Origin of the sequence: Desulfosporosinus fructosivorans (assembly GCF_004766045.1) — a bacterium.
GTDB lineage: Bacteria > Bacillota > Desulfitobacteriia > Desulfitobacteriales > Desulfitobacteriaceae > Desulfosporosinus > Desulfosporosinus fructosivorans.
On the sequence record NZ_SPQQ01000019.1, the window covers coordinates 48771 to 61711 of the forward strand.

General features: G+C 39.8%; 11 protein-coding genes, 1 pseudogene and 1 riboswitch. Of the genes and pseudogenes, 11 read left to right on the top strand and 1 reads right to left on the bottom strand.

Annotated elements, in window-relative coordinates:
* Positions 1–4 precede the first annotated feature (4 nt).
* The 8 genes and pseudogenes from kdpC (at position 5) to E4K67_RS27050 (ending at position 9263) form a co-directional block, all read left to right on the top strand.
* Positions 5–565, top strand: a complete 561-nt coding sequence (kdpC, locus tag E4K67_RS27020; protein ID WP_135552471.1) for a potassium-transporting ATPase subunit KdpC — start codon at positions 5–7, stop codon at positions 563–565.
* A gap of 35 nt (positions 566–600) precedes the next feature.
* On the top strand, positions 601–3300 hold the full coding sequence (locus tag E4K67_RS27025; protein ID WP_135552473.1) for a sensor histidine kinase: 2700 nt from the start codon (positions 601–603) through the stop codon (positions 3298–3300).
* 82 nt (positions 3301–3382) lie between these two features.
* A pseudogene (locus E4K67_RS30900) lies at positions 3383–3597 on the top strand (winged helix-turn-helix domain-containing protein); the annotation flags it as partial.
* Between the two features lie 164 nt (positions 3598–3761).
* Positions 3762–4172, top strand: coding sequence for a tetratricopeptide repeat protein (locus E4K67_RS27030; RefSeq protein ID WP_135552475.1), 411 nt, complete (start codon positions 3762–3764; stop codon positions 4170–4172).
* Between the two features lies 1 nt (position 4173).
* Entirely contained in the window at positions 4174–4611 is a 438-nt protein-coding gene (locus tag E4K67_RS27035) for a potassium channel family protein (protein WP_243454647.1), read from the top strand.
* Positions 4608–5273 carry a potassium channel family protein gene (locus E4K67_RS27040; protein ID WP_135552476.1) on the top strand — a complete coding sequence of 222 codons (666 nt, stop codon included), beginning with the start codon at positions 4608–4610 and terminating at the stop codon, positions 5271–5273. The genes E4K67_RS27035 and E4K67_RS27040 overlap by 4 nt, the downstream gene beginning before the upstream one ends.
* Entirely contained in the window at positions 5273–6754 is a 1482-nt protein-coding gene (locus tag E4K67_RS27045; RefSeq protein ID WP_135552477.1) for a TrkH family potassium uptake protein, read from the top strand. The genes E4K67_RS27040 and E4K67_RS27045 overlap by 1 nt, the downstream gene beginning before the upstream one ends.
* Before the next feature lie 379 nt (positions 6755–7133).
* A riboswitch (cyclic di-GMP riboswitch) is annotated at positions 7134–7218 on the top strand.
* A gap of 113 nt (positions 7219–7331) precedes the next feature.
* A complete protein-coding gene (locus E4K67_RS27050) occupies positions 7332–9263 on the top strand; it encodes a methyl-accepting chemotaxis protein (RefSeq protein ID WP_243454648.1) in 1932 nt (643 codons plus the stop codon).
* A gap of 376 nt (positions 9264–9639) precedes the next feature.
* Here E4K67_RS27050 and E4K67_RS27055 read toward each other — a convergent pair whose 3' ends face one another.
* Positions 9640–10290, bottom strand: coding sequence for a Crp/Fnr family transcriptional regulator (locus E4K67_RS27055; protein ID WP_135552482.1), 651 nt, complete (start codon positions 10288–10290; stop codon positions 9640–9642).
* Between the two features lie 229 nt (positions 10291–10519).
* On the opposite strand from E4K67_RS27055, the gene E4K67_RS27060 reads away from it, so the two are divergent.
* From E4K67_RS27060 to E4K67_RS31685, 3 genes are read left to right on the top strand one after another with little or no spacing between them, the layout of a single operon-like run.
* Positions 10520–11806: a 3-isopropylmalate dehydratase large subunit gene (locus tag E4K67_RS27060; protein WP_135552495.1), complete on the top strand. Its 1287-nt coding sequence runs from the start codon at positions 10520–10522 to the stop codon at positions 11804–11806.
* A gap of 15 nt (positions 11807–11821) precedes the next feature.
* Entirely contained in the window at positions 11822–12346 is a 525-nt protein-coding gene (locus E4K67_RS27065) for a 3-isopropylmalate dehydratase small subunit (protein ID WP_135552484.1), read from the top strand.
* Positions 12347–12404: 58 nt separating this feature from the next.
* Positions 12405–12527: an IS3 family transposase gene (locus E4K67_RS31685; RefSeq protein ID WP_135552497.1), complete on the top strand. Its 123-nt coding sequence runs from the start codon at positions 12405–12407 to the stop codon at positions 12525–12527.
* The last annotated feature ends 414 nt before the right edge of the window (positions 12528–12941 follow it).

Consider the following 12941-nt stretch of genomic DNA (forward strand, 5'->3'; position numbering starts at 1 on the left):
GGATATGAGTAAGATTATAAAAGTGTTAAGACCTGCGATTTTATGCTTTGTTGTGATGACAATACTCTGCGGTGTCATTTACCCCGGTGTTGTGACCGTTATTGCACAAGCGGTTTTTCCAAATCAGGCTAATGGCAGTATCATTACCGTGACATTAAAAGATGGAACTAAGAAAGATTTTGGTTCCACATTGATCGCCCAAGAATTTACAAAACCTGAATATATAATCGGAAGACCAACGGGTACGACAAATCTGTCGCCTGTCGGAGAAGAACAGGAAAAGCTTGTGAAGGAACGGATCGATTGGTGGCGTGCCCTTGACCCAAATAATACTGCGGATATTCCTATGGACTTGGTGACCGCATCCGGCAGCGGCGTTGATCCTAATATTACGCCGGAGGCTGCTGAATATCAGGTTGCCCGCATCGCAAGGGAAAGAGGTATCAGTGAAGACGCGGTAAGAGAAATAATAAATAAAAATACTACAGGAAGATTTCTGGGCTTTTGGGGTGAACCGGCGGTAAATGTTCTGAAAGTTAATCTAGCGCTCGATAGCTTGCTTTAGAACGAATATACTGAAATACTTAAGAGGGTGATTTTATGGTAAATTATGATAAAGAGCGACCGAATCCGGACATTCTCTTAGAAGGTATTCGTTCTAATGAATCACGAGAAACAGGAAAACTGAAAATTTTCTTTGGTTACGCTGCAGGTGTTGGAAAAACTTACGCTATGCTTGATGATGCCAGAGAGCAATTAAAAAGTGGCATTGATGTGGTTGTCGGGTATGTGGAACCGCATACTCGGCCTGAAACGATGCAATTGCTTGATGGATTGCCAGTATTGCCACCAAAGGTTGTGGAGCATAAAAATATTCAACTTAAAGAATTTGATTTGGACGCGGCTCTTAAAAGAAAGGCTCAACTGATATTGGTTGATGAACTTGCGCACTCCAATGCTGATGGAGTGCGCAACAGAAAACGATATCAGGATATAGAGGAGCTTCTCAATGCAGGTATTGACGTCTACACAACAATAAACGTTCAGCATATCGAGAGCCTGAATGATGTGGTGCAGGATATCACAAAAATAAATGTGCGGGAAACCGTTCCTGATTATATTTTTGACAGCGCTAACAAGGTGAAATTGATAGATATTGAACCGGATGAATTATTAAGGCGTTTTGAGAAAGGAAAGATTTACCGCCCGGAACGGGCCGAAACAGCTCTAAACAATTTTTTCACCAAGGAAAATCTGCGGCTTCTGCGTGAAATCGCCATGCGGAAAGCGGCGGACAGGATTAGTCATGATAATCAGAATGAGCGGCGCATGGCTGAAAAGATGGCCAGTATTAAGCTGCTTGTTTGCATCAGTACCTCGCCATCCTCCGCAAAATGTATTCGTTGGACGGCAAGAACCGCAGAAGCATTTCATGCGCCATGGATAGCGGTTTATGTGGAGAACATGGAAAGCCAGTATTTTACTGAAAGCGAAAATAAAAACATTCGGGCTAATTTGGATCTGGCGGCACGATTAGGGGCCGAGATTGTGACCCTCAATGGGCATGACGTTGCTACTGTTGTCGCGGAATATGCAAAACTTTCTGGAATCACTAATATTGTCATAGGAAAAAGCAGGAATAAAAAAACCCTGAAGAACATATTTGAAATGAATCTTGAGGATAAGCTCATTTCCTTGCTGTCAAGTATTGAAATTCATATCATTCCAGGCGATCCCACGCAAAATCCATATCGAAAGCCAAGAAGGAAGCAGATTAGGAAAAATCTGTTTCTATCATGGTATGATACGCTCAAAACAAGCGGCCTTTTGACGGCAGCTACCTTGCTTTCCATGGGTCTGCGCGCTCTAGATATCGGTGACCATAATATTATTATGGTGTATATCCTATCCGTATTGGTTGTTTCAAGGATTACTATGGGATACTTTTATGGCATTGTAGCCTCTATATTAAGTGTGATTGCGTTTAATTTCTTTTTTACTGTCCCGTATTATACACTTAATACAATACAACCAGGTTATCCGATTACCTTTGTCATCATGTTCCTCGTGGCATTTATTACAAGCGCGTTGACCGTCCGCATTAAAATACAGGCGCGGCTTGCAGTGGAAAGAGAGCACCGTACAGGAGTGTTATATGAAATCAATAAAAAGCTTCTCGTAACCAGGGGACTTAAAAATATCGTAGCATTGACTAATGAATATATTACAAAGCTCTTTGTCCGTTCTGTAATTTTTTACACACAGGATCCTGGAAATAGTTCGACAGGAGCCTTAATGCAACCGCCTTCAGATACAGACGCTTCTTTCATGTTATCGGAAGATGAGCGCGCGGTTGCTCATTGGGTATTTATTAACAAAAAGCGAGCGGGTGCGGGTACGGATACCCTCATGGGCGCAGGCGCTTTTTATATGCCCGTGATCTCACAAGGTAATGTTCTTGGTGTGATCGGCTTATCCTGTACAAAGGGAAACCTCAGCCAAAGTAACCGCTCGTTTTTACGGATGATTGCTTCACAGGTGGCAATGGCCTTGGAACGCCAGTACTTATCGGATGAACAACACCGTATATTACTGGAATCTGAAAAGGAAAAAATGAGAAGTAATCTGCTTCGTGCGATTTCACATGACTTGCGCACTCCTCTTACGGGTATTTTGGGTGCCAGCTCTGCCATTCTTGAAAACCGTCTGGATCTGCAGACGCATGATAAACTGGTTACGGATATTAAAGAGGACTCTCAGTGGCTTATCCGCATGGTTGAAAATCTCCTCTCCGTCACGCGTATCAATGAAGGTACAATGAATGTCGCAAAAGCACCTGAAGCCGCAGAGGAAATCGTGGCGGAAGCCATCAGCCGCATCCGAAAAAGGTTTTCGGATCAGAAAATATCCGTAAGGGTTCCCGATGAACTGTTGATGGTTCCCATGGATGGCACACTTATTGAACAGGTCCTGATTAACCTTATTGAAAATGCCATCAAGCATTCACCGGAGGACTCTGTGATTGAGGTGAAAGTGGAAAAAAGCGGGGGCCATGCAGTGTTTGAGGTAATCGATAACGGCAATGGAATTGCCGAACAGGATTTTCCCTATTTGTTTGAGAGCTATATCCCCAATGGGCAGCGAAGTTCAGATTCTTCAAGAGGAATGGGAATCGGCCTAACTATCTGCATGTCCATTATAAAGGCGCATCACGGGAAAATGGAAGCAGCCAATAAAAAGACAGGCGGCGCGATCTTTCGGTTTACATTACCTCTGGAGAGAGGTGAAGATAATAAATAATAAGCCGCTGATTTTAATTGTTGAAGACGATGAGGGAATATGTAACTTCATTTCCGCGATATTGACTCAACGCACTATGGGGTATCGACTGATGACGTTAATGGCCAAGTATCCGGGAAGAGTTTTATCTCATAAATTTATATACTGGATCAAATTTGGGGTACATTTTCGGGGAACGATACGCAATCACTTCGGGTCTTTATGGCGAATATCCGTTGAAAAATCGAAAAGGATCCTGCGCAGCCGAGATATATACTAACAGAGGTTGGTGTGGGATATCGACTGGCGGACGAATAGACGAATCGACGATAGTTCGATGTAAGCCTTGTTTAAAGGCTTCTTTTTTTTGTCTAAAAATCTTAACACAATACTTATACCGGTCATGATGTTCTTAACACTGTCTTTATAGGTTTTCTGTCAAAATATGAATTGTAGATATTCATTTATTAAGGCGATTCGAGGTGAAATTGATGAAAGTCGACACAGGTGCACGTGGTTCTTTTGAAAAAAAGATTGAACAGGCTGTAAATGCCTTGCAAGCAAAGGATTATGTTGCCGCACGGGAGTATCTCCGATATGCAATGTTAGAGAATGAGAATAATAACGCTCCCGAGGTTCACAATCTCTATGGTGTACTTGCAGAACTTACAGGAGACTTGGGTTTGGCTGGCAAGCACTACAGGGCCGCTTATGCGCTTGACCCGGCATATAAACCGGCAAGCAGAAATTTAGAGAGGATAACATCGTTTTATTACAGTCCTAGGGATACGAACCTGGATTTTGGCGACCAGCCCGAAACGGAAGAAATCATAAATTATATCCTTGAGTTTGACAACAGGAATATTGGGCATTTGAGAAAAAGGAGCCAATAAAGTGAAAAGAAACAATTACAACTATATTATAGTAGCAGGCTGTAGCAGATTTGGCGCAAATATTGCATCCATTCTGTCAGCGAAGGGCAAGGACGTGGTTGTGCTTGACAGCGATAATTTAGCGTTTAGAAAATTAGCACCCGAATACAGCGGTTTTACCATCCAGGCGGACGCTACCGACATTGACGCACTAACGAAAGCCGGTATTGCCAAGGCCGATGTGGTGGTTGCGGCCACCAATGACGACAACACAAATATAATGATCGCGGAAATTGCCAGTAAATTATTTAATGTATCTCAAGTGATTTCACGTCTTTATGATACGGAAAAAGAGATAGTATATCAGGACTTCGATATCCAGACCATCTATCCATCAAGACTGTCGATATGTGAGTTTGAAAAGCTGATTTCTACAGATTTGCTGGAGGGATTAAAATGAATATAGTCATGGTAGGAGGACGAAAAAAGATAGATTTTCTGGCAAAATCTCTACTCGCTAAAAAACACAATATAACGATTATTCATGACAATGAGAGCTACTGTAAATATTTATCGCGCACCCATGATGCACCAGTAATTTGTGGGGATGGCAGCAAGTCCTATATCCTTGAGGACGCTAATATTCAGGGTGCTGATATTGTGATCGCCCTAACGCCAAAGGATGCGGACAACCTTGTTATCTGCCAGCTCGCCAAAAAAGTTTACGGTGTTAAGCGGGTATTTGCTACGGTGAGCAACCCTAAAAACGTGGAGGTGTTCAAAAAACTCGGGATTAATTCGGCTATAAGCTCGACCTATATTATGGCGGGAATCATTGAACAAATGGCCGCCATTGATGAGATATATGATTTTATGCCGATTGAACAAGGACAAATTGTGATGATGGAGATAGTGGTGCGGGACCATTATCCCGTATGCGGGAAGACTCTTGCTGAGATTGACATTCCTGAACAGGCCATCATCGGATGTATTATCAGGGGCGTAAGCAGCATTATCCCCAAGGGAAAAACTATAATTCAGGCCGATGACAAACTCATTATCTTGTCCCCTCCCCAGGCACAGCGGGAGATGGTGAAGCTTATAGTGGGGAGAGATATTTAATGCAGTTCAATCGCAAAATTATTGACAGCTATAAGATTACTTTGGGATATATCGGGATATTAACCATGATTATTGGTGGTATGTTGCTGCTGCCGTTACTGGTTTTGGTTGCCTATCCAGATGAACTTCGTTATGCCATAAACTTTATTATACCTGCCGCAATAGCGCTTCTGATAGGCTATTTATTAAGTTTCCTAATCCGAGGCGAAAAGAATCACAAATTAACCCTTAGGCAAGATACGGTTATCGTTGTTAGCGTTTGGCTCATGGCCACCTTTTTTTCGGCATTACCATTTATGTTATCTGGACAACTCAATTTCACGCAAGCCTATTTTGAGGCGGTTAGTGGTTGGACTACCACAGGCTTATCGGTTGTTGATGTTACTGTTACTCCCAAAGTTTATTTGCTGCATAGAAGTATCATGCAGTTCTTCGGTGGGGTAGGTCTTGTTTTGGTAATGCTTTCGGCCTTATCGGGGACGTATGGAATGAGGCTTTACAATGCCGAGGGGCACTCCGATAAACTCTTACCGAACCTTGCCAAGTCGGCTAGAATAATTATGTCGATTTACGCAGGGTATGTTTTGGCCGGAGTAATCCTTTATGTGACTTTCGGTATGCCGTGGTTTGATGCGATAAACCATTCAATAGGTGCCTTGTCAACGGGTGGATTCTCAACCCAAACAGATAGTATAGGTGCGTATAAGAGCTTTCCCATAGAACTCATAACGATAATCTTGATGCTTTTGGGAACAATAAACTTTGCCGCCCACTTGCTTCTAATCAAAGGAAAGTTTAGGAACTTTTTTAGAGTTGGAGAAATTCGATTTATGTTTGCTTTTTTGGGATTCTCGATTCCAATAGCAGCCTTTGTTTCCTTAAACGGGATTTATGGGAGTGTATCTGAAGGATTCCGGATTTCTGCATTTCAATTGGTATCAGCGCTTACCACAACAGGCTTTTCAACGGTCACTTACAATAGCTGGTCTCCGTTTTCCATTTTTATAATGATTATTGCCATGCTGATCGGAGGAGGAACCGGTTCTACCGCAGGTGGAATCAAGCAGAATCGAATCTATTTAATGGTTAAAGCCTTTTATTGGAACTTAAAAAGAAAATTTCTACCCGAACATCTCGTTCATGAAGACTTCATTTATCGACCGGAGGGCAAAGTATATATTGATCAAAAACACTTAACAGAGGTTTATAATTTTACCTTTATATATATGGTTCTATTTTTTCTGGGTGTGAGTGTACTGGTTGCCTACGGTTATTCTTTACAGGATTCTTTATTTGAATTTGCTTCCTCATTAGGTACAGTTGGACTCTCGGTCGGAGTTACACTTCCCACAACTCCGTCGGTTGTATTATGGACAGAAATAGTGGGTATGTTGTTTGGCAGACTTGAGATTTATGTCATACTGATTGCTGTTATTAAGTTCTTTAAGGATGCCAAGAGCATAGTTGTTACAGAAAAATAAAGCATTGATTTGTTTAACGTTCCTGCAAACATCAGTTTGAGTCATTTATTGTTCATTTACCATTCCCTCCTATTTCCTCCCTCCTCATCCCACTCTTCAACTCAAAACAAAATGCGCTGGTGTGAGAATTTCTGATATGCTACCCCCAGACTGAGCAGTTTTTTATTTCACTGTCCTGTCTGGGGGTAGCATATCACTTCTCAACCAACGCATTAAATATTTGATCATCATATGGTCAAATGCCTCTTCAAAAGATCTTGAATCTGATATGAATTTAGCTACTTCCAAATTGTTAAGATTTGTAGTAAAATTAATCATGATGGTAATACCACATACAACATACCAGTCATATTAAAAAGATACTCTTTATCTTATATTGTCGCGACAATGGCAAACTTGGCGGAAGCTAAGGACGCAAAGCTATGGACCTTCCAGGTAATGCTGATGGTTGCCAGGCTACCGAACTATTTTTTCTGTCGCAAAAGCGACTTTTTTTATTATCCGATTATATTTTTAATTCTCAACTAAAAAATAAGGGGGAAAATTAAATTTGAAACTCAGGACACGATTATTCTCTATGCTCTTGGCAACTAGTTTAATTCCACTATTAGTTTTTTCAGCAATATCAATACCCTCGTTTATTTCAGCCTCTCAACAGAGTACCTATCAGCTAAGCCAGGACAAAATCGCAATTGCTGAAGCCAAAATTAAAGGTATGTTAAAAAATAATTTCACTACTCTACATATGGTAACCGGTCAACCTGCAATCCGAAATTTTGACTTAGCTAATGCAAAAAATATACTGGTTGAAGCAGTAAAAGCAAATCCCGACCTTATTATTGCTCTCGATGATACAGAAGGACAACAAGTCGTTAAAAGTAACAATGATGCTTTAACAAAAATTAGTGACCGGGAATTCTTTAAGCAAGCTATAAACGGAACTGAGGAATATGTATCCGATATTCTTGTCGCCAAGGCTACAGGTCATTTAATTGTCGTTATCGCTACGCCTGTTCGTGATATAAATAATAACATTATCGGGATTCTTCAGGCGAACATTGAGCTTACAAAAGTCACTGACTTTGTCACAGATCTTTCAAAGGACGGTTCAAACGTCTATGTGCTTTCAAGACAAGGAACGGTATTAGCACATCCAAATGAGGAATATGTGACAAACCAAGAAGATTTCAGCAAGTTGGATTTCGTAACAACAGGATTATCAGGTAAAAATGACACCCTCCAAACGACGAATATACAAAGCGAAAAAGTCATTGTTAGTCATGTTTATGATGAACTTACAGGTTGGTTAATTGTTGTTGAGACCCCTTATTCTATCGCCATGGCTTCAAGCACTCAACTTTTGTACATCTCAATTGGCTTACTATTAGCGGTTATTGTTGTTGTTGGACTATTAGGGTTTTACTTTGCAAGACGGTTTACAAAACCGCTCGTAGACTTATCCTCCGTTGTTGAAACTATTGCGAGTGGAGATTTAAAAGACTTTGAAATAAAAATCAAGTCGCAAGACGAAATAGGCCGACTTTATAAGAGTCTTAAAACCATGAATCAAAACTTAAGAGAACTTGTAAGTCATATCCAATCGAATGCGACAAGGTTGGCCTCTAGTTCTGTGGAATTAACGGCAACTACCGAAGAAACCACTCAGAGCTTAACGCAAGTGGTTACAACCATCACTGAAATGGCTCAAGGCAATAGTAACCAAGCCCTAATGATTCAAAGTTCAAACGATGCTATTAACATGGTTAGTGAAATAGTCAGCCAAGCTACGGAAAAGACAGATCTTGGAGTAACCAAAGCCAAAGACTCCTTAGAGCGTGCAAAAGATGGTCAAAGAGCTCTTGAACACCAAGGTCAAAAAATGCTAGAAAACAATAAATTTTCAAAGGCAGTTGATGATTCGATTCTTCAACTTGCCACAATGACCGATGAAATCCGCAACATCATTGGCGCAATTAACAGTATCGCAGACCAGACAAATCTTTTAGCTTTGAATGCTTCGATTGAAGCGGCCCGAGCGGGTGATGCAGGACGGGGATTTGCAGTTGTAGCCGAAGAGATTCGCAAACTTGCTGAACAATCTAGTGATTCCACCAAAAAGATTGAAGAGATTGTTAATGACATTAATGGCAAGATAAATGAAGCCGTTAATAATATGACACAATCCAAAGAAAGTGTAGCGGTTATGGAGTCTTCTGTTGAAGATACAAAAGAAAGCTTTTCTAAGATTTTTGCTTCAATTTCTGAAGTCGCGGAAAATTCACAGGAGGTTTCCACAGCCTTAGAGAAAATAAATGCTCAAACTAAAGAAGTGGTTAATCAAGCAGCTAATATTTCCGCAGTGGTTGAGCAAGCCTCGGCAGGTATGGAGGAAATTTCAGCTTCTTCGGAAGAGCAGTTAGCCTCAATTGAAATAATTGCCCAATCCTCTAGCAAATTAGAAGATGTGGCTCAAGAACTACTTACCCAAGTTTCCAAATTTAAAATTTGATAGAAAAAGGTTGAGAATAGCGCGTCAAAGGACTCGCTATTCTTTTTGGCTATCATCAGATAGGGATTGGCTCCTGTAATATTGCTGAGGATGTTTCCCGTCATGAGCTGCCCATTTCGGCGCTTATCGGAGTCCATTTTCTCAACCTGCAAAATATCGTCCAAATCTAATGGGAGGATTCGCTACGATTAATGATGCCCGAACATGGGTCAATAAAATGGATTGCCCCAACTACGCGGGTTAATCTAGAAATGGACGTCAAGTTATTGCCCCTTTTCCTAGCAAGGCTCGACAGGGAACTTGAAGTCCAGGCTATCATAAATAACAAAGAGTATGACAAAAAGATAATGATCAGTAAAAAATCAAGTCAAATAAATTATGTTTCTATAAATTTTAATAGGGCATCTTTGTCTAATATAACAATTTTTTTATATTTAGTATCAATCCATCCATACTGCGAAAATTTAATAAAGACCCTACTTACAGTAACTCTACTTACACCAACAGCTTTTCCTATATCTTCATGTGTACAAGCAATAGAACAATTAGTATCTAAATTGATATTAAACAGATATTGGGCAATTCTCTTTTCTGCTGATAAAAATGAAATGTTGTCTATTTCATTTGATAACATCCTTACTTTTTGTGACAAGAGCTCTATGAGATTCAAAGCGAGGAAGGGTTTTCTTTGAAAATACAACATAATATCAGCTTTATCAATCATAATAATATCTGACTCCGAAAGAGTTTTTGCTGATGACATTCTTGGAAAACCATCAAAAAAAGATGCTTCTCCGAAAATTGTCTCCTTTTTATAAGTTGTGAAAATTTTTTCTAAGCCATCTGAGGAATTTACAAAAATTTGAACTTGCCCGCTTTTCAAGTAACAAAAACTTTTAGCAATTTCTCCTTGCCGATATATTATTTGATTTTTTTTAAACGCCTGAGCCGGTTTTGTTTTGAAAGTCTCAAACAATTCGGTTGGTATATCTATTTTATGGGTTGAAAATAAATTCCACTCATTCAAGAAAAATACCTCCTTTCATTATTTTTAAATTGTATCATATGTAACATTCTTATTTGAAGTTCTGTGTAATAATAAGTAAAACTATTATATGGAGGTGGCTAAAAATGAAATGGAATGAAAAGCCAGATTACTAATTCTTTTATCCTGCAAGAATTTATTAATGGGGTAGAAGGTTTACACGTTTAAACACAGATTTGTGATTAAGCTAGAAAAATGCAAGGAGAAAAAAATGGGAAAAACGATAGCTGAGAAAATATTTAATGCACACAGGGTAAACATGCCATTTCCTGATACGCATGTATTAAAATTGGATAGGGTTTTCTGTCACGAAATTACCACTCCAATTGCAATCACGGATCTTATGGCAAGGGGAATGGACAGAGTCTTTGATCCCACGAAAATAAAGGCTGTCATAGACCATGTAACACCTGCCAAAGATTCTAAAACTGCTGAACAGGGAAAAATATTACGTGATTGGGCTAGAAGGCATGGTATCAAAGACTTTTTTGACATCGGAAGAAATGGTGTTTGTCATGCGATCTTCCCTGAAAAAGGATTCGTAAGACCGGGTTATACTATTATCATGGGCGATTCGCACACATGTACTCATGGAGCATTTGGAGCTTTTGCTCCAGGTGTCGGATCGACTGACCTTGAAGTAGGTATACTCAAGGGTGTATGTGCCTTCCACTTTCCGAAAACAATTAAATTTGTTCTTAAAGGCACCTTAAAACCGGGTGTTTATGCAAAAGACTTGATCCTCTTCATTATTAAAGAACTGACTGTAAACGGTGCAACGAACATGGTCATTGAATTCACAGGACCGGTTATCGATGCAATGTCAATGGAATCACGTATGACATTGTGCAATATGGCAATTGAAGCCGGAGGCACTTGTGGAATCTGCTACCCGGATATGACCACAGTCGAATACCTATGGCACTTCATTAAAGACGAATTTAACACAAAGGAAGATGCTTTGAAAGAATACTCAAAATGGACTTCGGATGCGGATGCTTCCTATGAAAAAGTCTATGAATATGATGTTGCGAATTTAGAACCAATGGTTACTTTCGGCTTCAAACCGGACCAGGTAAAAACAGTCAATGAAATGTCCGGTACAATAATCAATCAGGTTTATATAGGAAGTTGTACCAATGGCCGTATAGAAGATCTGAGAATAGCTGCAAGTATCCTTAAGGATAACAAAATAAGTGATGACGTGCGTGCAATTGTCAGCCCTGCAACTCCAGAGGTTTATTCCATGGCCTTAAAAGAAGGACTGATCGAAATTTTCCATAACGCTGGTTTTTGCGTTACAAACCCAACCTGCGGTGCTTGTCTTGGCATGAGTAATGGGGTTCTTGCTAATGGTGAAGCCTGTGCGTCTACAACAAACCGTAATTTTAACGGCAGAATGGGTAAGGGCGGTACAGTTCATCTGATGAGTCCTGCTACTGCTGCAGCATCAGCGATGGAAGGCAAAATAACAAATTCACAATTATATAAAGCGTAGGTAGCGGAGGGGAAAATGAAAGAATTTAGCGGAAAAGTTTTATTCTTAGACAGAAGTGATATCAATACCGATGAAATCATTCCAGCAAAGTATCTTACTGAAATCACTAAAGCGGCCTTGGAGCCTTATTTATTGGAGGATTTGTCGCTTACCGGATTTAACGCTAAAGAAGATATTAAGGACAAAGCTGTGATTGTAACACGAGCTAATTTTGGTTGTGGTTCTTCCAGAGAGCATGCTCCATGGGCATTAGAAGTAAATGGGATTAATGCAGTGATTGCTGAAAACTTTGCAAGAATATTCAGGCAGAATATGTATAATTGCGGCATGTTTGCAATCGAATTACCAAAGGATAAGATCGAATATCTTTTTGAGAACTACGCGGGAAAAGACACTTTAATAACAATTGACATTGATAAAGATAAGATTATTGTAACTTCAGCAGATAAATCAGAAGAACTTGATTTCAAAGTCGGCGAGTTTGACAAGACACTTGTTAAAGAAGGCGGCTGGGTTGGTTACGCTGATAAAAACTATTAATTCGTAAGCCTATTATTTATTGTGCTAAGTAGTGCTTTGAACTGTATAATTTTATAAAATCCAGCCTTTTAAGGAAGCTAAAGATGTTATTGATGACTATATTGACTTTTATAACAACGAACGGATACAGTTACGCGCAGAACTGACACCTCTGAAGTCGAGGTATCAGTTCTGCGCGTAACTCATTACCATGGGTGCTCTTGTTGAAGACTGTCCGGTTTATGGGTCTCAGTTCATTCTATCGATAAGGACGCTAGTGCTATTATTTATTGAACTCGTAAATCCATGAAGTTTGACTAAGTATCCGTTTTGAGAGTCTTAAAAGAAAATCATATTAATAACGAAAAAACTGTCCTTTGTCCAAGAACTCTTTCATCCCTTTAATGAACGGATTTCTTCTATAGGATAGTTTGCAAAAAACACTGAAATCAGGTAGATCTGATTTCAGTGTTTTTTGTGCGTGCTTACTCTATTAAGCAAACTTTCAGCGGAACATCAGCGTCATTTCAGACTTGTATTGCATAATGATATTGTCATACAAAACCACATTGAGAAACTGAAGATTGAAGGGGAAATATTAGTAAAGATACATAGT

Bases quoted from the DNA above. Each gene is read 5' to 3' on its own strand.
- E4K67_RS27065 (WP_135552484.1), top strand. From the start codon at position 11,822: ATGAAAGAATTTAGCGGAAAAGTTTTATTCTTAGACAGAAGTGATATC.
- E4K67_RS27045 (WP_135552477.1), top strand. From the start codon at position 5,273: ATGCAGTTCAATCGCAAAATTATTGACAGCTATAAGATTACTTTGGGA.
- E4K67_RS27060 (WP_135552495.1), top strand. From the start codon at position 10,520: ATGGGAAAAACGATAGCTGAGAAAATATTTAATGCACACAGGGTAAAC.
- E4K67_RS27040 (WP_135552476.1), top strand. From the start codon at position 4,608: ATGAATATAGTCATGGTAGGAGGACGAAAAAAGATAGATTTTCTGGCA.
- E4K67_RS27025 (WP_135552473.1), top strand. From the start codon at position 601: ATGGTAAATTATGATAAAGAGCGACCGAATCCGGACATTCTCTTAGAA.
- kdpC (WP_135552471.1), top strand. From the start codon at position 5: ATGAGTAAGATTATAAAAGTGTTAAGACCTGCGATTTTATGCTTTGTT.
- E4K67_RS27050 (WP_243454648.1), top strand. From the start codon at position 7,332: ATGCTCTTGGCAACTAGTTTAATTCCACTATTAGTTTTTTCAGCAATA.